Source organism: Azospirillum sp. NS33 (assembly GCF_059703765.1).
Map to the genome: position 1 here is coordinate 231193 of NZ_BAAKJB010000002.1, position 23454 is coordinate 254646.

18 protein-coding genes are annotated in these 23454 nt (G+C 72.3%); 11 read left to right on the forward strand and 7 right to left on the reverse strand.

Annotated features, from left to right (window positions below):
* Positions 1-65 precede the first annotated feature (65 nt).
* The 6 genes from dapA to AC6H2I_RS03730 all read left to right on the forward strand — a co-directional run bounded on the left by dapA (position 66) and on the right by AC6H2I_RS03730 (position 4411).
* Positions 66-941: a 4-hydroxy-tetrahydrodipicolinate synthase gene (gene dapA / locus AC6H2I_RS03705; RefSeq protein WP_497499221.1), complete on the forward strand. Its 876-nt coding sequence runs from the start codon at positions 66-68 to the stop codon at positions 939-941.
* A gap of 30 nt (positions 942-971) precedes the next feature.
* Positions 972-1451, forward strand: a complete 480-nt coding sequence (smpB, locus tag AC6H2I_RS03710; protein WP_497499222.1) for an SsrA-binding protein SmpB — start codon at positions 972-974, stop codon at positions 1449-1451.
* Entirely contained in the window at positions 1448-2509 is a 1062-nt protein-coding gene (locus tag AC6H2I_RS03715) for a class I SAM-dependent methyltransferase (RefSeq protein ID WP_497499223.1), read from the forward strand. Before smpB ends, AC6H2I_RS03715 begins: the two co-directional genes overlap by 4 nt.
* An 11-nt stretch (positions 2510-2520) precedes the next feature.
* Positions 2521-3078, forward strand: a complete 558-nt coding sequence (locus AC6H2I_RS03720) for a class I SAM-dependent methyltransferase (protein WP_497499224.1) — start codon at positions 2521-2523, stop codon at positions 3076-3078.
* 99 nt (positions 3079-3177) lie between these two features.
* Positions 3178-3615 (forward strand): ArsC/Spx/MgsR family protein, encoded by a 438-nt coding sequence (locus AC6H2I_RS03725; RefSeq protein ID WP_497499225.1) that lies wholly within the window; start codon positions 3178-3180, stop codon positions 3613-3615.
* A gap of 85 nt (positions 3616-3700) precedes the next feature.
* A complete protein-coding gene (locus AC6H2I_RS03730) occupies positions 3701-4411 on the forward strand; it encodes a c-type cytochrome (protein WP_497499226.1) in 711 nt (236 codons plus the stop codon).
* Here AC6H2I_RS03730 and AC6H2I_RS03735 read toward each other — a convergent pair.
* The 7 genes from AC6H2I_RS03735 to AC6H2I_RS03765 all read right to left on the reverse strand — a co-directional run bounded on the left by AC6H2I_RS03735 (position 4389) and on the right by AC6H2I_RS03765 (position 17888).
* Entirely contained in the window at positions 4389-5852 is a 1464-nt protein-coding gene (locus AC6H2I_RS03735) for a cryptochrome/photolyase family protein (RefSeq protein WP_497499227.1), read from the reverse strand. The genes AC6H2I_RS03730 and AC6H2I_RS03735 overlap by 23 nt on opposite strands.
* A gap of 641 nt (positions 5853-6493) precedes the next feature.
* A complete protein-coding gene (gene pdeM / locus AC6H2I_RS03740) occupies positions 6494-7222 on the reverse strand; it encodes a ligase-associated DNA damage response endonuclease PdeM (protein WP_497499228.1) in 729 nt (242 codons plus the stop codon).
* 49 nt (positions 7223-7271) lie between these two features.
* Entirely contained in the window at positions 7272-8294 is a 1023-nt protein-coding gene (gene fliG, locus AC6H2I_RS03745; RefSeq protein WP_497499229.1) for a flagellar motor switch protein FliG, read from the reverse strand.
* Positions 8295-8453: 159 nt separating this feature from the next.
* Positions 8454-10877 (reverse strand): ligase-associated DNA damage response DEXH box helicase, encoded by a 2424-nt coding sequence (locus tag AC6H2I_RS03750; protein ID WP_497499230.1) that lies wholly within the window; start codon positions 10875-10877, stop codon positions 8454-8456.
* Positions 10878-10951: 74 nt separating this feature from the next.
* Complete coding sequence (locus tag AC6H2I_RS03755) at positions 10952-11734, reverse strand: oxepin-CoA hydrolase, alternative type (RefSeq protein ID WP_497499231.1); 783 nt, start codon at positions 11732-11734, stop codon at positions 10952-10954.
* A gap of 172 nt (positions 11735-11906) precedes the next feature.
* Positions 11907-14330: a sensor histidine kinase gene (locus AC6H2I_RS03760; RefSeq protein WP_497499232.1), complete on the reverse strand. Its 2424-nt coding sequence runs from the start codon at positions 14328-14330 to the stop codon at positions 11907-11909.
* A gap of 69 nt (positions 14331-14399) precedes the next feature.
* Positions 14400-17888 carry a response regulator gene (locus AC6H2I_RS03765; protein WP_497499233.1) on the reverse strand — a complete coding sequence of 1163 codons (3489 nt, stop codon included), beginning with the start codon at positions 17886-17888 and terminating at the stop codon, positions 14400-14402.
* A 279-nt stretch (positions 17889-18167) separates the two neighbouring features.
* Between AC6H2I_RS03765 and AC6H2I_RS03770 the strand changes: the two genes are divergently transcribed.
* From AC6H2I_RS03770 to accD, 5 genes are all read left to right on the forward strand, one after another.
* Positions 18168-19133, forward strand: a complete 966-nt coding sequence (locus AC6H2I_RS03770) for an amino acid ABC transporter substrate-binding protein (protein ID WP_497499234.1) — start codon at positions 18168-18170, stop codon at positions 19131-19133.
* Positions 19134-19168: 35 nt separating this feature from the next.
* Entirely contained in the window at positions 19169-20164 is a 996-nt protein-coding gene (locus AC6H2I_RS03775; protein WP_497499235.1) for a transporter substrate-binding domain-containing protein, read from the forward strand.
* A gap of 174 nt (positions 20165-20338) precedes the next feature.
* On the forward strand, positions 20339-21556 hold the full coding sequence (gene trpB / locus AC6H2I_RS03780; protein WP_497499236.1) for a tryptophan synthase subunit beta: 1218 nt from the start codon (positions 20339-20341) through the stop codon (positions 21554-21556).
* The gene (gene trpA, locus AC6H2I_RS03785) at positions 21553-22425 is read left to right on the forward strand and encodes a tryptophan synthase subunit alpha (protein WP_497499237.1); all 873 of its coding nucleotides are present in this window, start codon (positions 21553-21555) and stop codon (positions 22423-22425) included. The genes trpB and trpA overlap by 4 nt, the downstream gene beginning before the upstream one ends.
* A gap of 31 nt (positions 22426-22456) precedes the next feature.
* Complete coding sequence (gene accD, locus AC6H2I_RS03790; protein ID WP_497499238.1) at positions 22457-23452, forward strand: acetyl-CoA carboxylase, carboxyltransferase subunit beta; 996 nt, start codon at positions 22457-22459, stop codon at positions 23450-23452.
* The last annotated feature ends 2 nt before the right edge of the window (positions 23453-23454 follow it).

The window sequence follows — 23454 nt, forward strand, 5'->3', positions numbered from 1 at the left end:
CCCAGGCTCCGGCGTGCGGCTAAGGTGCGCGACGTTTTTTTTGCAGTCGGACGGAGGTGGTCGGCATGTTCCAGGGTTCCATCGTCGCTCTCTTGACGCCGTTCAAGGCCGGCAAAGTCGACGAGGCCGCCTTCCAGTCCTTCGTCGACTGGCAGGTGCGCGAAGGGACGCACGGCCTCGTTCCCTGCGGCACCACGGGTGAGTCGCCCACGCTCACCCACGACGAGCATCGCCGTGTGGTGGAGCTGTGCGTCGAGGCTGCGGCCGGGCGGGTTCCGGTGATCGCCGGCACCGGCTCCAACGCCACCGAGGAGGCGATCGCGCTCACCCGGCACGCCAAGCAGGCCGGGGCGGCCGCCGCGCTTGTCGTGACGCCGTATTACAACAAGCCGACGCAAGAGGGTCTGTTCCAGCATTTCAAAGCGATCCATGACGCCGCGGATTTGCCGATCATCATTTATAACATTCCGGGGCGCAGTGTCGTCGATATGTCGGTGGCGACCATGGCCCGGCTGGCCAAATTGCCCAACATCGTCGGCGTCAAGGACGCCACCGCGGACCTGGCGCGGCCGCTGCGCACCCGTGTCGAGATCGGGCCGGAGTTCTGCCAGCTCTCCGGCGAGGACGCGACGGCCATCGCCTTCAACGCCCAGGGCGGCGTCGGCTGCATCTCGGTGACCGCCAACGCGGCGCCCGGGCTGTGCGCGGCCATGCAGAACGCCTGGCGCGACGGCGACCTCGCGACCTGCTTCGCGCTGCGCGACCGGTTGATGCCGCTGCACCACGCGCTGTTCGTCGAGACCTCGCCGGGTCCGGTGAAGTTCGCGGCCAGCCTGCTCGGCCACGGCACGGAGGAGGTGCGGCTGCCGCTGGTGCCGATCTCCGACGCCACCCGCGCGGTGGTGCGCGACGCCATGGCCGCCACCGGGCTGTTGTCCTGAGCGGCGGTTCCGAAGGAGAGGAGTTGAGTCTTGGCAGCGCGCGAGCCTGAGCCGAGGCGGATCGCGGCGCAGAACCGCCGGGCCCGTTTCGACTACTTCATCAATGACACGCTCGAGGCCGGCATCATGCTGACCGGCACCGAGGTCAAATCGCTGCGCACCGGCAAGGCCTCCATCAACGAGGCCTACGCCGGGGTGGACCGTGGCGGGCAGCTCTTCCTCTACAACGCCCACGTTCCGGAGTACGGACTGGCCGGGCGCTGGCTGCAGCACGAGGTGCGGCGGCCGCGCAAGCTGCTGGTGCACCGGCGCGAGCTCGACAAGCTCATGGGCGCCATCAAGCAGAAGGGCGTCACCCTGGTTCCCATGTCGCTGTACTTCAACGACCGCGGCATCGCCAAGCTGGAGCTCGGCCTCGCCACCGGCAAGAAGAAGGTCGACAAGCGCGAGACGGAGAAGGAGCGCACCTGGCAGCGCGACAAGGCCCGCCTGATGCGGGACAAGGGGTGAGCCAGGCCTTGGCGACGGGGCGTCTGGCCCAGCGCGGCGGCGGCCGCGAGGCGGAGATCGCGGCGGTTGCCGCCGCCGTCCTGGCCGCCGACGTGCCCGCCGCGGTGCCGCCGCCGGGCCGCGTCCTGGTCGCCGGCGACCACGACGGCGCCGTGGAGGGCGCGCTGGCCGGCGCCGGGACGGCGGTGGTGCCCTGGCACCGCATGGCCTATGGCGGCCGCGAGGCCGCGCCCTGGCCGCCCGACGGCCAGGTCGACGGCGCCGTGCTGCGCCTGCCCCGGGGGTGGGGTGCCTTCGCGATGACCCTGCATGCCCTGGCCGCCCGGCTGGCCCCCGGTGCGCCGGTGTGGCTCTATGGCGGCAACGACGAAGGGATCGCCTCGGTGGCCGGCCGGCTGGACGGGCTGGTCGAGGCGCCGGAGACGCTGGCCGTCAAGCGCCGCGCCCGCGTCCTGCGCGGCCGGCGGACGGCCGGGGTGGCGGCGCGCGGCACCCTGGAGGGCTGGCGGGAGACGGTGAGCGTCGTTCCTCCCGGTGCCGCGACGGCGATCGACCTGGTGTCGTACCCCGGCCTGTTCGCCCATGGCCGCCTGGATCCCGGCACGGCGTGCCTGCTGGAAACGCTGCCGGCGCTGGCGGGCACGCCGCGCATCCTCGATTTCGGCTGCGGTGGCGGTGCCATCGCGCGCGTCGTGCGGGAGCGGTGTCCGGGCGCCGATCTCACCCTGCTGGACGTCGATGCGGTCGCCCTGCACGCCGCCGCCCAGAACGTCCCCGGCGCGGCCCTGGTCTCCAGCGACGGCTGGGCCGGCTTGGCCACCGGCCGGCATTTCGACCTGATCCTGTCCAACCCGCCCCTGCATCGTGGCAAGGAGGAGGATTTCGGCACCCTCGACGCACTGGTTCGGGGGGCGGCGTCCCGTCTCCGGCCGCGCGGGGCGCTGATCGCCGTCATGCAGCGCACGGCCGGGGCCGGGGCACTGTTCCAGGGCGCGTTCCGCGCGGCGGAACTGCTGGCGACGACACCCCAGTACCAGGTGTGGCGGGGGGCTGTCTGAAGGAGGGACCGATGAAGCTCAACCTCGGGTGTGGCGGCAACAAGCGCGACGGCTACGTCAACGTCGACAAGCATGCCGACTTCGCGCCGGACGTGGTGTGGGACCTGGAGGTGTTTCCCTGGCCCTTCGAGACCGGCAGCGCCGACGCGATCGCGCTGGTCCACGTGCTGGAGCATCTCGGCGCGGCCCCCGACGTCTTCATCGGGGTGATGAAGGAGCTCCACCGCGTCGGCCGGGCGGGCGCCCAGGTCGAGATCATCGTCCCTCACCCGCGCAGCGACTCCTTCATCAGCGACCCCACCCATGTGCGCCCGGTGACGCTGGAAACCCTGTTCCTGTTCAACAAGGCCTGGAACCGTCAGGTGCTGGCGGAGGGCAAGGCCAACACGCCGCTCGGCCTCTACCACGACGTGGACTTCACGGTGGCCAAGGTCGACCACCGCCTGTCCGTGCGCTGGGCGCAGAAGATGACCGCGGGCGAGGTCGGCCAGGACGAGATCCGCTACGCCATGGACACCTACAACAACGTCATCGAGGAGACGCTGTACGTCCTCGAGATCGTGAAGTAGGCCGGGCTGCGGGCGTTCCGCACCCGCGAAGATCGGGCTACCGGTCGGTGGGCGCACTCCGCTATAGTCGAATATCCATACTTTGAATGAGGATACTCGATGGCGGAGGTGATCTTCTACGGCGTGGCCGACTGCCCGGCCAACGCCAGGCAGCGCCAGCAGCTCGCGGCGGCGGGCCATGCGGTGTCGGTGCGCGATCTGGCGCAGGAGCCGTGGACCCGCGAGTCCCTGCGCGCCTGGTTCGGCGAGCGGCCGGTGGCGGAGTGGTTCAACCGCCGCGCCCCGGCGGTCAAACGCGGCGCGGTCGACCCCGCGGCCCTCGACGAGGCGGCCGCGCTGGATGCCATGCTCGCCGATCCGGCGCTGATCCGCCGGCCGCTCATCGAGGTGGACGGGCGGCGCGAGGCCGGCTTCGACCCCACGCTCATCGACGCCTGGATCGGCTTGGCGCCGTCCGGGGAGAGCTGCGACGACAAGCACGCCCGGGGTGTCTGCGACCATGGCCATCACCACATGCCCACGCGCCCGGTCGGATGACCGCCCGCGCTGATCCGGCGCGGCGGGAACCCGCCGCCCGGGGCGGCGTTGCCTTGCCCATGCGGGACGGGCCAGGGTGATCGGCATGGGCGGCGAACGGGGCGCGAGGATTCTGGCCACGGCGCTGGCGCTGGCCGCCGCGCCCGTGTCGCCGCTCGCCGCGATCGACGGCGGCGACGCCGTGCGCGGCCGCGCGGTGGCCGTCGGCGCCGGTCCCGGAGGGCTGGACACGGCGTGCCTGGGATGCCACGGCCTGGACGGCGGCGGTGACGCGGCCGCCGGCTATCCGCGCCTCGACACGCTGACGCCCTTCTACCTCTACAAGCAGCTCAAGGACTATGCCTCCGGCCAACGCCACGACCCGGCCATGGTGTCGGTTGCGCGCGGCCTCGACGACCGGGCCATGCGCGACGTGTCCGTCCACTACGCCGGGCAGACGGCGGAGCCGGGCGGGGCGACGGTCGCCGCCGCGACGGTGGACGGGGCGCCACGCGCCCTCGGCCGCGCGCTGGCCCTGGACGGCGACCCCGCGCGCGGCCTGCCGGCGTGCGACTCCTGCCACGGCGCCGGCGGCACCGGCCTGCCGCCGGCCTTGCCGGCCCTCGCCGGACAGCACGCCTCCTATCTGCGGGCCACCCTGGCGGATTGGCGCCACGGCACGCGGACCAGCGATCCGCTGGGCGCCATGGCCTGGATCGCCGGCCTGCTCACCCCCGCCGAGGCGCGGGCGGTGGCCGCCTGGTACGCCAGCCGGCCACCGGCGGGGCCGTCGGTCAGTCCCGCCCCGCGCCCTTGACCGCCTCGTAGGCGAGAAGCGCGCGTTGGCGGGCGGCGGCGTGGTCGACGATCGGCCGCGGGTAGCTGTCGCCGAGGCGCACCCCGGCGGCGGCCAGCACGGCGGGCGGCGCCTGCCACGGCTTGTGAATCCACGGGGACGGCAGACCGCGCAATTCGGGAACATGCGCGCGCACATAGGCGCCGTCGGGATCGTGGCGCTCGCCCTGGAGCACCGGGTTGAATACCCGGAAGAACGGTGCGGCGTCGGCGCCGCAGCCGGCGACCCACTGCCAGCCCATGGCGTTGTTGGCATGGTCGGCGTCCACCAGGGTGTCGCGGAACCACGCCTCGCCGGCCTGCCAGGGCAGCAGCAGATCCTTGACCAGGAAGGACGCGGCGACCATCCGCACCCGGTTGTGCATCCACCCCGTGCGCCAGAGCTGGCGCATCCCGGCGTCGACGATCGGATAGCCGGTGAGGCCGCGGCGCCATGCCGCGAGCGCGTCGGCGTCGTCGCGCCAGGGCAGTGCCGCGAAGCGCGGGTCCAGCGGCACGGCCGCGAGGTCGGCCGCGTCGTGCAGCAGATGGTGCGCGAAGTCCCGCCAGCCGACCTCGCGCAGGAAGGCATCGACGCCGGGCGCCGCCTCGGGGCGGGTGTCGGCCGCCATCCGCGCCGCATGCCAGATCTGGCGCGGGCCGATGTCGCCGCTGGCGAGATGCGGCGACAGCCGCGACGTGCCCGTGCGGTCCGGGCGGTCCCGGTCGCCGCGGTAGGCCACCACCGTGCCGTCGAGGAAGACGCCCAGGGCGGCGGCGGCGGCGGCTTCGCCGGGCGTCCAGGCGGCGCGAATCCCGGCCGCCCAGTCCGGGGTCGTCGGGCGCAGGGCCCAATCGGCCAGGCGCTCGCTCTCCGGCGGGCGCGCGGGCGCGGCCAGGGACGCCGGGGCCCGCAGCGGCGGCGGCGGCGGCGCGTGGTCGAGGCAGGCCCGCCAGAACGGCGTGAACACCCGGAACGGGCCACCGCCCTTCGTGCGCACCTCCCACGGCTCGAACAGGAGCGAGGCGTTGAAGCTCTCCACCCGCACCCCCCGTTCCGTCAGGCGCTGCTTGAGCGCGCGGTCCCGGGCGACGGCGGCCGGGGCGTAACGGCGGTTCCAGAACACGGCGTCGGCACCCGTCCGCGCCACCAGCGCGTCCAGGACCGAGGCGGGCGCGCCGCGGCGCAGCAGCAGCGGGCTGCCCAGCCGGGCCAGGCCGTCCGCCAGCGCCTCCAGCCCGCCGTGCAGCCACCACCGCGCCGCCGCGCCCGGCCGCCAGGCCTCGTCCGGCTCCTCTTCAAGGATGTAGAGCGGGAGCACCGGCCCGCCCCGCGCCGCGGCGGCGGCCAGGGCCGGGTTGTCGGTCAGGCGGAGGTCGCGGCGGAACCAGACGATGGCGGGACGGGCGGTCTGTTCGGTCATGGCGGACGGCTTCCGATGGGCGGGGAGGGGGGAACGGTGGCCTGGAGCCGGCGGCACCGCCCCGGCTTCCTGCCACGGCCGGTGCCGCCGATCCAGGGGCGGACGCCGCGAAGGCCCGGGGGTGTTCGATTGCGCGCCGAAAGCAACAATGAAACCTAAGTAAAATTAATTCGTTTCGTGCAAATTGCATCGCAAAATGCCGCTTTGCACCAATCAAGCGCCGAGCCATACCACGGTGCCAAAATACAGGTCGATAAAAATCGCTTGTCAGCTCGATCATCTTTGAATAGATTGATGGCAGGCATCGTCCGGATCGACGGACGTCAGCTCGACACTACGGTTCCTGACGAACACCCCCCTCGAGTTCGGCAGGCATCGAAGGCCCGGAGGCGTCCCCCCGACCTCCGGGCCTTTTTGTCGCACGCCTCGCCGCGACTGCGGATCGTCAATGAGCCCCTCCGGCGGTGGACGCACTCTTGCGCGGCGGTCGCACCGGCGTGCCGCGGACCATCGGTCGAGGAGGAGCGCGATGCATTTCGACACCCCCACCTACATCGCCCTTGCCGGCGCCGTCAGCGTGTTCGCCGTCACCATCGGCGTCTTCGTCTTCCTGTTCACCCGTCGGGGAAAGTAGGCCGGCGTCACCGCCGGTCCGGCACCAGCCGGTGGTGGGGGAAGCGGTGCACCCGTCCGCGGGCGAGGAGATGCACCGCGAAGGGGCGCGCCAGAACGCCCTCCCACGCCGGGTCCAGCACGTTGAGGCCGCCAGCGTAGGCGCCGAACGCCGGCAGGATCAGCCGCTCGCCGTCGCTGGCGAAGCAGCGCGCACGGATCCGCCGCTGCGGCAGACGCACCGCCGCGGCGGGGTGGAGGTGCCCCGACACCTCGCCCCGTGCCCCCGGTGCGGCGGCGTGGCGGAACGTCAGGGGGCCGACCACCGCCTCGCGCGCCGCCCGGCCGCCCAGGCCGGCAGGCGGCGCCGGGTCATGGTTGCCGGCGATCCACAGCCAGTCGACCGCGGCGGTCAGGCGGCGCAGGCGGTCGCGGTCCTCGGCGTCCAGGCGGCCGGCGGCGGCGGCGTCGTGGAAACTGTCGCCCAGGCACAGAACGCGCCGCGGCCGCAACCGGCGGACCGCCTCCTCGAGGCGCTCCAGCGTCGCCCGGGTGTCGTAGGGCGGCAGCAGCCGGCCGTGGGCGGCGAAATGGGAGCCCTTCTCCAGGTGCAGGTCGGCCACGGCCAGCAGCGCCTGTTCCGGCCAGTGCAGCGCCCCGCCGCCATCGGCGACCAGGCGCGCCCCGGCCAGGGTGATGGTGGCCTCGGCCGGGGGGACGGCGGACGGGCCGGCCTGGAGGGGGACGGAAGCGGACAAACCGCGACCTCGGCGGGCGTTGGATGGAACCGGGGGCCGGCGCGCCGGCTCAGTAGATCAGTTCGTTCTCGCCGCCGCCTTCGGCGATGACGATCTCGCCGCGCGCCGCCAGGTCCTTGGCGAGCTGCACCATGTACATCTGCGCCTCGTCGACCTCGCGCACCCGGACCGGCCCCATCCCCGCCATGTCCTCGCGCAGGATCTTCGCCGCGCGTTCCGACATGTTGGAAAAGAAGAGGTCCTTGAGGGTTTCCGACGCGCCCTTGAGCGCCGTCCCCAGCTTCGATTTGTCGACGTTGCGCAGCAGGGTCTGGACGCCCGACGGGTCCATCTTGGCCAGGTCCTCGAAGGTGAACATCAGCGCCTTGATGCGCTCGGCACTGTCGCGGTTGCGCTCTTCAAGCGCGGCCATGAAGCGGTGCTCGGTGGTGCGGTCGAGGCCGTTGAAGATCTCGGCCAGCATCTCGTGGCTGTCGCGCCGCGTGGTGCGGGCGAGGTTGGTCATGAACTCCGTCCGCAGCGTGCGCTCGACGTCGTCCAGCACCTCCTTCTGCACGGCCTCCATGCGCAGCATGCGCATGATGACCTCCATCGCGAAGCTCTCCGGCAGCAGGGTCAGCACCCGGCCGGCGTGTTCGGGCCGGACCTTCGACAGCACGACGGCGACCGTCTGCGGATACTCGTTCTTCAGGTAGTTGGCGAGCACCGTCTCGTTCACGTTGCCCAGCTTGTCCCACATGGTGCGGCCGGCGGGGCCGCGGATCTCCTCCATGATGGAGTCGACCTTGTCCTTGGGCAGCGTCTTCAGCAGCAGGCGCTCGGTGGAATCGAAGGTGCCGACCAGCGATCCCGTGGCCGACATCTGCTCGGCGAATTCGACGAACAGCCGCTCGATGATGTTGGCCGACACCGTGCCCAGGTTGGCCATCACCTGGGACAGCTCCTTGATCTCCTCGTCGTCCATCATCGAGAAGAGCTTGCTCGCGTGCTCCTCGCCCAAGGCGAGCATCATGATCGCCGCCTTTTCGGGACCTGTGAGGGTGCGATAGTCCTCACGCACCTTGAGCGCCATGCCGAGCCTCCATCGGGCCGCGCCGCCGCAGCCACACCATCGAACCAACCGTTGCGAATATTGGCGAAAAGCCGGTGCGCCGTCTATGGGGGCGGCGTCATCGGGCCGTGCGATTTTCGTGCCATTGAGTCCGCGGCGCAACAAGGCGCCGGCCGGGTCCTACACCGCCGTCGCCTCCGCCACGAGATCGGCGGCGGCCCGTGCCAGCACCTCGTCGGTGGCGTCGCCGTCGACCCGCTCGCGGCCGATCTCCAGCAGGACCGGGACCGCCAGGGGGGAGACCCGGTCGAGCGTGCGGTGGACGATCCGGCCACGGATGCGGGCGAGGAACCCGGCCAGGCGCCCGACATCGGTCAACCCGCCGGCGGCGTCGGCCCGGGTGGCCCGCAGCAGCACGTGGCCGGGGTCGTGCTTGCGCAGCACGTCGTAGATGAGGTCCGACGAGAACGTGACCTGGCGGCCCGTCTTCTCCTGGCCCGGATGGCGCCGGTCGATGACCCCGGCGATCACCGCCACGTTGCGGAAGGTCCGTCGCAGCATGGAGGAATCCGCCATCCACGCCTCCAGGTCGTCGCCCAGCATGTCCTCGTCGAACAGAGCGTCGAGGTCGTCGGGGGAGCGCAGGCTCCACACCGCCAGCACATAGTCGGTGGCGACGAAGCCCAGGGGGGCCAGCCCGGACCGCTCCATCCGGCGGGTCAGCAGCATGCCCAGCGTCTGGTGGGCGTTGCGCCCCTCGAATGCGTAGACGACCAGGAAGCGCTTGCCGCCGCGCGGGAAGGTCTCCACCAGCAGCCCGTCGCGCCCGGGCAGCACGGACCGGTGGCGCTGCAGGTCCAGCCACTCCCGCACCGCGTCGGGCAGACCGGCCCATTCCGCAGGATCCGCCAGCAGCGCCCGCACCCGCTCGGCCAGGCGGGTGGTCAGGGGCAGGCGGCCACCGGCGTAGGCCGGCACCTTGGGGTCGCCCTGGCCGCCCTTGGCCACCCGCGCCTCCATCTCCTGCACGCCGACGAATTTCAGGAGCTGGCCGGCGAAGACGAAGGTGTCCCCGGGGGTGAGTTGCTGGATGAAGCTCTCCTCCACCTCGCCCAGCACCGGCCCGCGGTTGAGCCGGACGCGCAGCATCGCCTCCTGGACGATGGTGCCGACGTTCAGGCGGTACTGCCGCGCCACCTGGGGTGACGCGACGGCGATGCGCCCGTCGTCCTGGGGTGCCAGGCGGCGGAACCGCTCGTAGCCGCCCAGCGCGTAGCCGCCGGTGGACACGAAGGCCACGACGTCGTCGAAGGTGGCCCGGTCGAGGGCGGCATAGGGCGCGGCCGCGGTGACCTCCCGGTAGAGGGCGTCGCTGGCGAACGGCTCGGCGCAGGCCATGCCGAGAATGTGCTGCGCGAGCACGTCGAGGCCACCCGGCCGGGAGGGTGTCTCGTCGAGGTCGTGGGCGGCGACCGCGTCGCTGGCGGCACGGCACTCCAACACCTCGAAGCGGTTGGCCGGCACCAGCAGGGCACGGCTCGGCTCGTCGAGGCGGTGGTTGGCGCGGCCGATCCGCTGCACCAGCCGGCTGGCACCCTTTGGCGCACCCACCTGGACCACCAGGTCCACCGCCGCCCAGTCGATGCCGAGATCGAGGGACGAGGTGGCGACCACCGCGCGCAGCGCCCCGCGGGCCATCGCCGCCTCCACCTTGCGGCGCTGTTCCACGGCCAGGGAGCCGTGGTGGAGGGCGATCGGCAGGTTGTCCTCGTTGCGCCGCCACAGCTCCTGGAACGCCAGCTCCGCCTGGGCCCGGGTGTTGACGAAGACCAGGGTCGTGCGGTGCCGGCGGATCTGCTCGTAGACCTCGCCCAGCGCGTGGACCGCCATGTGGCCGGCCCAGGGCAGGCGTTCGCGGGTGGTGAGGATGTCGATCTCGGCCCGGGCGCCGGACCGGCCCGTCACCAGCCGCACATCCCCGGCGTCCGCCCGGCCCGTCGTCGACAGCCACGCCAGCAACGGATCGGGCGAGGCCACCGTGGCCGACAGCCCGACCCGGCGGGCGAGCGGCGCCAGGCGGGCCAGGCGCGCCAGACCAAGCGCCAGCAGGTCGCCCCGCTTGCCGTCGGCCAGAGCGTGCAACTCGTCCACGACGACGCAGCGCAGATGACGGAACATGGCCGGCGCGTCGGGGTAGGAGAGCAGCAGCGCCAGGCTTTCCGGGGTGGTCATCAGGATCTGCGGGGGATGGGTCCGCTGGCGCCGCCGGCGCGCATCCGGGGTGTCGCCGGTGCGGGTCTCGGTCCGGATCGGCAGACGCATTTCGGCGACTGGGACCTCGAGATTGCGCTGGACGTCCACCGCCAGCGCCTTCAGCGGCGAGACGTAGAGGGTGTGCAGCCCCTCGCGCGGCCGTTCCCACAGGTCCACCAGGCTTGGCAGGAAGCCGGCCAACGTCTTGCCGCCGCCGGTGGGGGCGATGAGGAGCGCGGACAAGCCCGCCGCGCCGGCGGCGAGCATGGCGCGTTGGTGGTCGTGCGGCGTCCAGCCCCGGGACCGGAACCAGGCGGCGACGTTGGCGGGCAGTAGGTCGTCGGTGTCCATCGGGTGTCGCGGTCTGGCGGGGCGGGGAGGGGGAGGCCTTGCGGAAACAGGGTGCGCCACCTCCCCCGGCGCCGTCATTCGCCGCGGAAGGTGGGCTCCCGCTTGGCGAAGAAGGCGGAGATGCCCTCATCGGCCTCGGCGTGGTGCAGGGCCTCGACGAAGAGGTCGCTTTCCCGGGCGAGCTGGGTGGCGAAGTTGCCGTAGGCCAGCTCGATCAGCTTCTTGGCCCGGCCGATCGCGGCCGGCGGCCCCGCGGCGAGCCGCTCCGCCCAGGCCAGGGCCTCGGCGAGCGCACCCCCCGGTGCGGTCAGGCGGTTCACGACGCCCAGGCCGTGCAGCCGGGAGGCGGAGACGGGGCCGCCGTCGAACATCAGCTCGGCGTAGAGCTGGGGCGGCAGCGCCCGCGCCAGGGAGATCGAGGCGCCGCCGTCGGCGTTGAGGCCGACCCGGACATAGGCGGTGAGGAAGCTGGCGGACTCCGCGGCGACGATCAGGTCCGACGCCAGCGCCAGGGAGAACCCCGCCCCGGCGGCCGGCCCTTCGACGGCGGCGATGATCGGCTTCGGGCATTCGCGCATCGCGCGCACCCAACTGTGGAATCGCTCGATCGACTCGCGGTTTTCGGAGCGGGACTTGTTGGCGTGGTCGTAGAGCCGGGTGAGATGACCGCCGGAGCTGAAGGCGCCGCCGGCCCCGGTCAGCACCAGCGCGCCGACGGTGTCGTCGTGACCCGCTTCCACCACGGCCTCGCGGGCCTCGCCCATCATGTCGAGGCCGAGGGCGTTGCGGTTGGCCGGGTCGTTCATTGTGAGGACGAGGACACGCCCCTGGCGTGCCACGTCGAGATGCTCGGACATGTCGAGATCCTCCCCCGATCGGTTGTGCGGCGTGGTGGGGCACCCGGGCCGCGCGTGCGGCCGCCTGGCGCCACGCCGTTGAACGGAGTCTGCCAGCTTTCGGTGCTGCCACCAAGATGCCATCGGGACGCGGTCCCGCGTGACGGTGCGGAGGGCGGCGGGACCGGCGGGGTCAGGCCGCGGTGGGGGCGGGCCCGCGGGGCAGGATGCAGCGGACCTGGAATCCGTGCCGGGGCGTGATGTCCACCGCCATCCGCCCGCCGTGCATCTCGATCACCGTCTTGACCAGGGACAAGCTCGGCCCCTGGGGCGGGGGGGCGGATTCCGGCGGTGCCCCCACGGCGTGGGACGCCGCGACGGTGTCGGCGGCTTCGGCCGGCGTCGACGCCGCCCCGACGGGCTGCGTCGCGGGGGTGTCCGGCGGGGCGGCAGGGGGCGGGGCGCCCACCGTGAAGACGATCCCGTCGCCCTCCAGCCGACTGTCGACGACGATGCGGCCATCGTCGGGCGGGCGGCGGATCGCCGACACCACGAGATTGAACAGGGCCTGTTTGAGGCGCCGCTCGTCGCCGCGGATGGTGCCGAGATCATCCCCGGCCGACAGGTCGAGGCGCACGCCCTCCCGGCGGGCCCATTCCCGGGTCAGCCCGGCGACGGAGTCCAGGAGGTGGGCGACGTCCACCTCGCCCACGTCCAGGGCCGCGACCCCGGCGCCGACGCTGGTGAGGTCGACGACGTCGTCGACCAGCGTCAGAAGGCGCTCGCCGGCTTCCAGAACGCCCTTCACGTACTCGGCCTGGCGGGCGTTGAGCGTGCCGAAATACTCGTTCCCCAGCACCTCGGCGTAGCCGATGATGCCGTTGAGTGGTGTGCGCAGATGGTGCGAGACGTTGGCGATGAACTCGTTCTTGATCTCGTCCGCCGCTTCCAGCGACGCGTTGGCGGCGCGCAGCGCCTGCTCCAGCCGGGCGCTGTCGGTGACGTCGAGGTAGCTGATGAGCACGGCCCCGTCGGGCAGCGGCACGGTGGTGAACTCGACCACCGAGCCGTCGGTCCGCTCCAGCCGGCCGGACCGTTCCGCCCGCTCCAGGGTCGCGCCGATCATCTCGTCCTTCAACTCGTCCCAGTCGCCGCCCGAATCGAGGAAGGGCTGCATGCGGTCGAACACCTCGCCGATGTGCGGCTCGCCGCGCAGGTCCTCGTCATGCAGGTCCCACACCCGGGCGAAGGCCGGGTTGCACAGCTTCAGGCGGCCATCGCCACCGAACACCGCGATCCCCTCGGCCAGGTTGTCGAGGGTTTCCTGTTGCACGGCGATCAGGGTGTTGTAGGAGGATTCCAGCGCCAGCGTGTTCGTGACGTCCTCCATGACCACGATCAGACCGCCCAGCGGGTGGGGCGCGGCCATTTCCCGGATGGTCGTCCCGTCCGGCAGGTGCAGCAGCTCCTCCGACGGCTCCATCAGGCGCGTGTAGCCCGACAGGCGCTCGCGCTTGAAGCTCTGGAAATCGGCGTGCTCGGGCAGCCGGCGGCGCACCCGCAGCTCCTCCAGAAGCTCGGAATGGGTGGGCTCGCTGCGCAGGAAGGCCTCGTCGAGCTCCCACAGCCGGGCATAGGCTTGGTTGAAGAATCGCAGGCGCGTGTCCGGGCCGAACACCGAGATCGCGGTGCCCAGCCGCTCCAGGACTTCGGCGTGGGCCGCGACGTGGCGGTGCAGCTCGGTGCGCAGGTCCTCCAGCGGGGTGAGATCGATGGCGTAGCCGATCACCAGGCCCCCGTGACCGTTGGAGGCCGGCAGCGGCGCCTCGGTCACCTCCAGCAGCCGGCGCTCCGTGCCGATCACCACCGGGCCCCGGGCCGATTGGGCGAAGCCGTTGCGGTGCGCCCGTTCGGCCAGCGCGCGCCCGGTGCCGTCGGCCAGCAGCTCGCGCCCTTCGGCGACCGCCTGCTCCGCGGCGGCGTCCACGGCGCGGCCATAGGCGGTGTTGCACCAGGCGAGCGTGCAGGCGTCGCGGCGCAGCCACACCGGCATGGGCAGGGTGTCGAGGGCCGCGCGCAGGTCCTCGAGGCTCGTCTCGGCGGCGCGCCGCGCCGCGCCCTCCGCGTCCAGGGCGGCCCGGGCCTCGCTGACGTCGGTGATCCACAGGACGTCCCCGCTGCCCTCGCGCTCGGCGGTGGAACTGCGGCGCCCGTCGAGCACCAGCCGGGCCCCGTCGGTGGTCGCGAGGTCGAGGCGGAACGGCCGTCCGCCGTCGCACAGGGTCCGCGCGGCCCGCTCCAGGGTCGCACGGTCGGCGGGTGTCAGCCGGCGTGCCAACGCATCGAACGGCGCGCCCCCGTCAGCGCCGAGGATCAGCCAGGTGCCGGGGGAGGTGGCGAGCGCCGCCTCGAGATCGGTGTGGGCACGGGCGAGCGCGGCACCGCGGCGGTCCTTGCGCATCCCGTCCCACGCCAGCAGGGACCAGCCGGCCGCGGCCAGCGCCACCCCCGCGACCGCCGCGCCGTCGCCCATCGCGCCGCAGGCCAGGAACACGCCCAGCGCGACCCCGAGTGCCGACAGAACCGGCAGGATGGATGTGGCTGAGATCCGTGTCACGGGGCGAAGAGTAGTCGACTCCCCTTCGACGGACAAGCGTGCCCCCACGGATTTCTTCGTGTGCCTATTTCAGCCGACCGGAACGGGGTCGGGGCGGAGCGTCCGGATGGTGTCGGCCACCGTGGGCAGCGCATGGGTCATCGCCCGCACGCTGCTTTCGGCGGCGGCGAGGTCGTTGTGGTGTATCGCCAGCTCGAGATCGGCGCAGGCCTTGGCCAGGGCCTTGGCGCCGGCGGTGCGTGCCGCGCCGGCGGCGGTGTGGGCGGCGTTCCGCACGTCCTCGAGGTTGCCACCGGCGAACGCGGCCGCGGCCTGCGTCACCAGGGGCCGCGTCGTCTCGACGAAGAAGTGCAGCATCTCCACGGCGTTGGCGTCCAGCGCCCCGAAGGTCGCCCGGACATGGGCGAGGTCGAGCACCGGCCAGGGCTCCGCCGGCGCCTCCGGCGGAGCGGCGATGGGGGCGACGGCGCCTTCGCCCAGCCACCGCTCGAGCACCGCGGCGAGCTGGCGCAGGGTGACCGGCTTCGCGATGTAGTCGTCCATCCCGGCGGCGGTGCAGCGCTCCATCTCGCCGGCCAGCGCGTTGGCGGTCATGGCGACGATGGGAATGCGCGCTCCCGCACCGGCATCCTGCTCGGCGGCGCGGACCTGCCGGGCCAGTTCGTAGCCGTCCATCTGCGGCATGTGGCAGTCGGTGATGAGCAGGCGGAAGGGGCGGGCTCGCCAGGCCGACAGGGCATCGACGCCGTCCCCGACGATCTCCGCCGCAAAGCCGAGTTGGCGAAGCTGGCGGAGGATCACCTGCTGGTTGGTCGGATGGTCCTCCGCCACCAGGAGGGTGGCGCCCTCGGCACCGCTCAGCGGGCCGGGCACCGCCGGCGCCCCGCCCTCCAGCGCGTCGGCGGTGACCGCGGGGCGGCCGGCGAGGGCGCAGATCCGCGCGAACAGCGCGTTGCGGTGCAGGGGCCGCGGCAGGGAGTCGACCGCCGCGCCGGCGGGCCGGGTGGCGCCGGCGTCCGCGGCCTCGCCCAGGATGAGCACCGGCGGACGGGCGGCGCCGGCGGCGGCGATCCGCGCCAGGGCCGACGCGACGTCGCCGTCGGGCAGGTGGCTGGCCAGCACGAGGACGTCGGGCGGCGCCATCTCCATCAACTCCAGCACCTCCCCGATGCTGGTCGCGTCCGCCACCGCGGCGTTCGCCCCCTCCAGATAGTGCAGCAGCGCCGCCCGCTGCGCCGGATCGCCCTCGGCGACGATGAGGGAGAGGCCCGCAAGGTCCGGGGCGATGGCGGTGTGCTGCGCGGGCTCGCCGGCCGGAACGCTCAAGGTGAACCAGAACGTGGAGCCGCGGCCCGGCGCGGAGACCACGCCGATCCGGCCGCCCATCATCTCGATGAGGCGGGTGCAGATGGCGAGTCCCAGGCCGGTCCCGCCGAATCGCCGGGTGGTCGAGCTGTCGGCCTGGCTGAATGGCTGGAACAGGCGGGCCTGCCCCTCGTCGCTGATGCCGATGCCGGTGTCCTCGATTTCGAACCGCAGCGGCAGGGTGCCGCCGGCAGGGCGCCCGCACACCATGGCCCGCAGGACGACCCGGCCCGTCTCGGTGAACTTTATGGCGTTGCCGGCGAGGTTGAAGAGGATCTGCCGGAGCCGGCCGGGGTCGCCGCGCACCATCGCGGGCACCGAGCCATCGACGTGGCAGACCAGCGAGAGGGACTTGTGCTGGGCCTGGGGCGCCAGCAGGTCGGCGACGCCTTCGAGAAGGTCGACCGGCGACAGGTCGAGCTCCTCCAGGTCGAGCTTGCCCGCCTCGATCTTCGACAGGTCGAGGATGTCGTCGATGATGCGCAGCAGCGCCGTGGCGCTGTCCCGCACGGTGGTCACCAGGCTGCGCTGCTCGGCGTTGAGCGGCGTCAGCGCGATCAGCTCCAGCATGCCCATCACCCCGTTCATGGGCGTGCGGATCTCGTGGCTCATGGTGGCCAGGAACTCGGACTTGGAGCGTGCCGCCACCTCGGCCTGCTCCTTGGCTGCGAACAGCGCCTGCTCGGCCTGCTTGCGCTCGGTGATGTCGTAGCTCCAGGCGAGGATCGCAGGCTGGCCCTCGAACTCCGTGCGCTGGAGCGTCTGCAGGGCCCAGACCTGGCGGCCGTCGGGACGCTCCACGGCCACCTCGACGTCGCGGGCGACGACACCGGCGCCGTCGCCGGCCGCCGTCGCCGGGGTCGGCGCGTCGGGGGCGGCCAGGGTGTGGCGCCGGCCGACGAAGGAGTCGAGCGGCATGCCGGCCATCTCCGCGGCGCGGGCGTTGGCGAACACGACGGTGCCGTCGGCGCGGCCGACGGCGACGCCCACCGGGCTCTGCTCCAGGATCGCCCGCAGGCGCCGCTCGCTGTCCAGGAGGTCACGCTCGCGCGCCCGGATGGTGCTGACGAAGAACTGGAGGGCGCGGGCCATGTCGCCGATCTCGTCGCGGCCCCGGGTGGGGATGGCGACGGCGTGCCCGGCCTCGTGGGCCACCATCGTCGACTGGAGGATGCGCAGCCGCCGCACCACGTTGCGGTGGATGTAGAAGAAGATGCCGGCGGCGCCGAGGATGGAGAACAGGGCCATGGCGACGATGGCGCGCTCGCCCTCGCGGATCACCCGTTCGAACTCGTCGGAGCGGTGCGCGATGTCCTGCTCGGCCGCCAGGAAATAGTCGGACACGGCGGCCACCAGGCGGTCCGAGACGTTCTGGTTGCGGGTCACCGCCCCCTTGATGGCGCGCTGCAGGGCGATCTCGGCCGCCCGGTTGGCGAACAGGTTGTCCTCGCCGAGACCGAGCGCGCTGACCTGGCGGTGCAGCGGCTCCAGGGCGGCCACGGCGTCGGGCGGCAGCCCCGTCAACTCCCGCGCGCCGTCGTCGAGGGACTGGCGGAACTCCCGGCGCATGCGCTCCACCTTGGCCTCGTGATCGGAGCGGGTGGTCGCGAGCAGCACCGTCAGGGCGTGGGTGACGTGGTCGGCCCAGCGTTCGACGCGGTGCTCCACGTCGCGGCCGGGGCCGACCGGCCCGGCCGCGACGTAGGCCTGCTTCGTCCGGCGCAGGCGGCCGTCGAGGTCGAGGATGCGCCCGGCCATGGCGGCGGTTTCGGTGGCGACGGTGAGCTGGCGCTCGACCAGGCCGTTCAGGGCGCGCAGATTGTCGACCAGCTCGTTCTTGCGGCGGTCGAGCTCGGCCAGGTCGGCGGCCTCGCCGCCGCGGGTGCGCAGCCGCTGCATCAGGTCTTCGAGAAGGACGATCTGGTCGCCGATGCGGGCCATCACCGCCTCGCGCACGGACTGGCTCTGCACCGCCACCAGGGCCGGGGCGTTGGCGGCGATGGTCCCGGTCTGCTGCGCGAGCTGGGAGGCGCTGACCAGCCCCGGCACCTTCGACGTGGCGATCTGCTCGAACCCGTCGAGGAAGCGGGCGAACAGCGAAACGGCCACAACGCCGGTCGCCGCGGTGAGGCCGCCGATCACCGTCAGGCCGGCAAGGATGCGAAAGGCTACCCCCAGGCGAGGAAACCGCACGAGCAAACATGCCTCCTGGCGGTGGCGCCGGCCCGGAGGCGACGGCAGGCGCCTTGCCGACCACGGCCGAAAACGGTGTGGATCCACTTAGCATGATCGGAGAGCGCAGCGCAATTCACCGTGCCGGTCCAACTCGCGTGTCGCGCGAATGCTTGACCGGCGGGCTCCTGTCACGCGATCTTGGACGCGGCGATGGGGATCGGCGGTTCGGGGGATGCCATGGGGCGGTGGGGTGTTGCGCTTCTGCTCGTCGCTGCGGTGGCGTGGCCGCGGATCGCCATGGCGGACGACGGGACCTTGCAGCGGGTGCGCGACAGCGGGGTGCTGCGGTGTGGCGTCTCGACCAGCGGCATCGGCCTCGCCGCGATCGACGTCAACGGGCGCTGGCAGGGGTTCTTCGTCGACATGTGCCGCGCGCTGGCCGCCGCCGCGGCAGGCGGTGCCGACAACGTCGAGATCCTGGAGGTGTCGTCGCAGAACCGCTTCGAGGCGGTGCGCGACGGGTCCGTCGACGTGGTGATGGCGGGCACCACCTGGACGCTGCAGCGCGACGCCACCTTCGGCGTCGATTTCCCGGCCGTCTACCAGTATGACGGGCAGGGCTTCATGGCCCACAAATCGCTGGGCGCCACCCGTCTGGCGGAGGTCGCGGACGCCACCGTCTGCGTCATCGACGGCACCACGACACTGGACAACCTGCAGCGCTGGATCGCCCGCACCGGGGCGACCCTGACCGTCAAGCGCGTGCAGTCGACGGAAGGGGCGCTCAGCGCCTTCTTCAACCATCATTGCGACCTGCTGACCAACGACCGCGTCAGCCTCCACGCGCAGCGCCTGCTCAACGCGCCGCAGGTGTCGGACTATGTGATCTTCCCCGAGATCATCTCGAAGGAGCCGCTGGGCCCTGTGGTGACGGACGGCGACGCCCGCTGGTTCGAGGTGGTGCGCTGGGCGTTCCTCGCCACCGTCGTCGCCGAGGAGAAGGGGGTGACCTCGGCCAACCTCGCGGATCTCGCCGAGAGCGACGACGCCGAGACACGCAAGCTGCTCGGCACGGAGCCGGGGATGGGCGCCGGGCTGGGGCTCGACGACGGCTGGGCGGCCCGGGTGATCCGGCAGGTCGGCAATTACGGGGAGATCTTCGACCGCAATCTGGGCGTCGGATCGCGTTTGCGCATCGAGCGCGGCCTCAACGAACTGTGGACCAGGGGCGGGCTGCTGTACGCGCCGCCGCTGGGCGGGTGACGCGGGTGCGGCGGGCGGTTCTCGCGCTGTGTGCGGTGACCGCGCTCGTCGCCGGGACCGGTGCGGTGGCGGCGGGAGAGGTCCTCGACCGCGTGCGCAACACGGGCGTGCTGCGCTGCGGCGTGACGATGAGCGGTGTCGGCCTGTCGACGGTGGAGGGCGACGGCCGGTGGAGCGGCTTCTTTCCCGATTTCTGCCGGGCCGCCGCGGCGGCGGTGGCCGGTGCGGCCGACCGGGTGGATTTCGTCGAGGTCAGTTCGCTGAACCGCTTCGACGTGGTCCACTCCGGCTCGATCGACGTCCTGATGGGTGGCAGCACCTGGACGCTGCACCGCGAGGCGGCCCTCGGCATCGTCTTCCCCTTCGTCTACCTCTACGACGGCCAGGGCTTCATGGCCCACCGGTCGCTGTCGGCGCGCCGCCTGTCGGAGGTCGGCGAGGCCACGGTGTGCGTGACCGAGCGGACGACCACGATCGCCAACCTCGAATCGTGGATCGCCCGCACCGGCGCCCGCCTGACGCTTCGCCGCGGCAGCTCCGGCGACGTCTCCCAGAACAACTTCTTCAATCATCACTGCGAGCTGCTGACCACCGACCGCATCAACCTGCACGGGCGCCGCGTGCTCGGCGCGCCCGACCCCGCGGACTACGTGATCTTTCCCGACGTCATCTCCAAGGAACCGCTGGGCCCGGTGATCGCCCCGGGTGACGACGAGTGGGCCCAGGTCCTGCGCTGGATCTTCTTCGCCACCGTCTTCGCCGAGGAGGAGGGCATCACGTCGGCGACGCTGGCATCCCATCGGGAAAGCCCGATCACGGCGGTCCGCAAGTTCCTCGGGGTCGCGCCCGGGCTCGGCGTCGGGCTGGGGCTCGACGACCGCTGGGCGGCGCGGGTCATCGCCGCGGTCGGCAATTACGGCGAGATCTACAGCCGCAACCTCGGGGCGGAGTCGCCGCTGGCCATCGAGCGTGGCCTCAACGACCTGTGGACCCGCGGCGGGTTGCTCTACGCGCCCCCTCTGGGCGGCTGAGCCCGGCGTCTTCGGGGTGATCCGGGGCCGCCGCCCCCCCGTAGGGTGGAACGTGGCGGCCGACCCCCACAGGAGCCGCTTCAAATCCCCGCCCTGCGCCGCTATGGTGGCGCCTTCCCCGACGGCGAGCCTCGTGTATTGTTCGCCGCGTACAGCCGCAGGCCCATTCCCGCGATGACCAGACCGAACACCTTCCGCGCCGGCCCCGACGAACACGGCCATTTCGGCATCTTCGGCGGCCGCTTCGTCGCCGAAACCCTGATGCCGCTGATCCTCGATGTCGAGAAGTCCTACGACGAGGCTCGCGCCGATCCGGAATTCCAGGCCGACATCAAGACCCGCCTCGCCCAGTACGTGGGCCGGCCCAACCCGCTCTACTTCGCCGAGCGGCTGACCGGGCAGCTCGGCGGCGCCAAGGTGTACTTCAAGCGGGAGGAGCTGAATCACACCGGGGCCCACAAGATCAACAACTGCATCGGTCAGATCCTGCTGGCCCGGCGCATGGGCAAGAAGCGGATCATCGCCGAGACCGGGGCCGGCCAGCACGGCGTGGCGACGGCCACGGTGTGCGCGCTGTTCGATATGCCCTGCACCATCTACATGGGCGAGGTCGACATCGCCCGCCAGCAGCCCAACGTCTTCCGCATGAAGCTGCTGGGGGCGGAGGTCCGCTCCGTGACGTCGGGCGCGCGCACGCTGAAGGACTCGATGAACGAGGCGCTGCGCGACTGGGTGACCAACGTCACCGATACCTACTACCTCATCGGCACCGTCGCCGGCCCGCACCCCTACCCGCGCATGGTGCGCGACTTCCAGTCGGTGATCGGCGACGAGGTGCGGGTGCAGATGCAGGCGCTGGAGGGGCGCCTTCCCGACAGCCTGGTGGCCTGCGTCGGCGGCGGCTCCAACGCCATGGGCATGTTCCATCCGTTCCTCGACGAGCCGTCGGTGGCGATGATCGCGGTCGAGGCCGCCGGCCACGGCATCGACAAGGGGCCGGACGCCCACGCCGCCTCGATCACCGGCGGCCGCCCGGGCGTGCTGCACGGCAACCGCACCTATCTGCTGCAGGACGAGGACGGGCAGATCCTCGAGGGGCATTCCATCTCCGCCGGCCTCGACTACCCCGGCATCGGGCCGGAGCACTCCTGGCTGCACGACGTCGGCCGGGTCGAGTTCGCCGCCATCACCGACCAGGAGGCGCTGGACGCGTTCCAGCTCTGCGCCCGCACCGAGGGCATCATTCCGGCGCTGGAATCCTCCCACGCCCTGGCCGAGATCGTGAAACGCGCGCCGACGCTGCCGAAGGACCATCTCATGGTGCTGTGCCTGTCCGGGCGCGGCGACAAGGACATCTTCGCCGTCGCCCAGCATCTTGGGGTGAACCTGTGAGCACCACCGCATCGCCCGCCGCCGCGCTGTCCGCCGCCCTCACCGACGGGCGCATCGCCCGCCGCTTCGCCACCCTGAAGGACGAGGGGCGGGCCGGGCTCGTCACCTTCGTCACCGCCGGCGATCCCGACCACGAGACCGCCGCCGCCCTGCTGGCCGGGCTGCCCGCGGCGGGCGCCGACCTGATCGAGCTGGGCATGCCGTTCAGCGACCCGATGGCCGACGGCCCGGCCATCCAGGCGTCGGACCTGCGCGCGCTGAAGGCCGGGGGGCGGCTGACCCGCACCCTGGATCTGGTGCGCGGCTTCCGCCGCGGCGACGCCGACACGCCGCTGATCCTCATGGGCTATTACAACCCGATCTACGCCTACGGCGTGGAGCGCTTCCTGGCCGACGCCGGAGCGGCCGGCATCGACGGGCTGATCGTCGTCGACCTGCCGCCGGAGGAGGACGCCGAGCTGTGCGTTCCCGCGCTTGCGGCCGGCATCAACTTCATCCGTCTGGCGACGCCGACCACCGACGCGGCGCGGCTGCCGGCGGTCCTGCGGAACACGTCGGGCTTCGTCTACTATGTCGCCATCGCCGGCATCACCGGCACGGCCTCGGCCGAGGGGGCGGACGTCGCGGCGGCGGTGGAGCGCCTGAAGGCCCACACCGACCTGCCGGTCGCCGTCGGATTCGGGATCAAAACGCCGGAGCAGGCCGCCGCCATCGCCCGGGTGGCCGACGCCGCCGTCGTCGGGTCGGCCATCGTGTCCCGCATCCAGGCGAACCTGGACGCCGACGACCGCGCCCAGGCCGGCCTGGTCGACGACGTCCTGACGTTCGTGCGTTCCCTCGCCCAGGGCGTCCGCCGCGCGCGCGGCTGACCGCTCCCCCCATTCGAGATCGAGCACCGCGATGAACTGGCTCACCAACTACGTCCGTCCGAAGATCCGCGCGCTCTACGCCCGCAAGGACGTTCCGGACAACCTCTGGCACAAGTGCCCGAACTGCGAGGCGATGCTCTTCCACCGCGACCTGGAAGAGAACCTGTCGGTGTGCCAGCACTGCGGCTTCCACATGCGCCTCGACCCGATCAAGCGCCTGGCGATGCTGTTCGACGGCGGCGCGTACGAGACCGTGGAGTTGGCGAAGTCGGTCGCCGACCCTTTGAAGTTCCGCGACCAGAAGCGCTACTCGGACCGTCTCAAGGAGGCCCAGTCCAAGACCGGGCGGTCCGACGCCATCGTCGTCGGCCATGGCACCATGGACGGGATGACGGTGGTGGTGGCCGCCTTCGATTTCGGGTTCATGGGCGGGTCCATGGGCATCGCGGTGGGCGAGGGGCTGGTCACCGCCGCGCGCACCGCGGTGGAGCGCAACGCGCCGCTGGTGGTGGTCCCGGCGTCCGGCGGGGCGCGCATGCAGGAGGGCATCCTGTCGCTGATGCAGATGCCGCGCACCACCATCGCCGTGGAGATGGTCAAGGAGGCGGGCCTGCCCTATGTGGTGGTGCTGACCGACCCGACCACCGGCGGCGTGACCGCATCCTTCGCCATGCTGGGCGACGTCCACATCGCGGAGAGGGGCGCGCAGATCGGCTTTGCCGGGGCCCGCGTCATCGAGAGCACGATCCGCGAGACCCTGCCCGAGGGCTTCCAGCGCGCCGAGTACCTGCTGGAGCACGGCATGGTCGACATGGTCGTGCACCGCAAGGACCTGCGGGCGACGCTGAGCCGGGTCCTCGACCTGCTGACCCGCCCGGTGCGGGCGGCCGGGGCGGCCGAGTCGGAGCTGGAGATCCCCGCCCTGCCGGCTCCCGACGAGGCGGCGGCGGCGCCCGACGGGGCGGTCGATGCGGAGTACGAGGAGGAGGCCACCGACGTCGAGGGCCCCGCCGCGGAGAAGCGCTGAGC

Bases quoted from the DNA above. Each gene is read 5' to 3' on its own strand.
- dapA (WP_497499221.1), top strand. From the start codon at position 66: ATGTTCCAGGGTTCCATCGTCGCTCTCTTGACGCCGTTCAAGGCCGGC.
- AC6H2I_RS03720 (WP_497499224.1), top strand. From the start codon at position 2,521: ATGAAGCTCAACCTCGGGTGTGGCGGCAACAAGCGCGACGGCTACGTC.
- AC6H2I_RS03725 (WP_497499225.1), top strand. From the start codon at position 3,178: ATGGCGGAGGTGATCTTCTACGGCGTGGCCGACTGCCCGGCCAACGCC.
- AC6H2I_RS03730 (WP_497499226.1), top strand. From the start codon at position 3,701: ATGGGCGGCGAACGGGGCGCGAGGATTCTGGCCACGGCGCTGGCGCTG.
- AC6H2I_RS03735 (WP_497499227.1), bottom strand. From the start codon at position 5,852: ATGACCGAACAGACCGCCCGTCCCGCCATCGTCTGGTTCCGCCGCGAC.
- fliG (WP_497499229.1), bottom strand. From the start codon at position 8,294: ATGGCGCTCAAGGTGCGTGAGGACTATCGCACCCTCACAGGTCCCGAA.
- AC6H2I_RS03750 (WP_497499230.1), bottom strand. From the start codon at position 10,877: ATGGACACCGACGACCTACTGCCCGCCAACGTCGCCGCCTGGTTCCGG.
- AC6H2I_RS03755 (WP_497499231.1), bottom strand. From the start codon at position 11,734: ATGTCCGAGCATCTCGACGTGGCACGCCAGGGGCGTGTCCTCGTCCTC.
- AC6H2I_RS03770 (WP_497499234.1), top strand. From the start codon at position 18,168: ATGGCGGACGACGGGACCTTGCAGCGGGTGCGCGACAGCGGGGTGCTG.
- trpB (WP_497499236.1), top strand. From the start codon at position 20,339: ATGACCAGACCGAACACCTTCCGCGCCGGCCCCGACGAACACGGCCAT.
- accD (WP_497499238.1), top strand. From the start codon at position 22,457: ATGAACTGGCTCACCAACTACGTCCGTCCGAAGATCCGCGCGCTCTAC.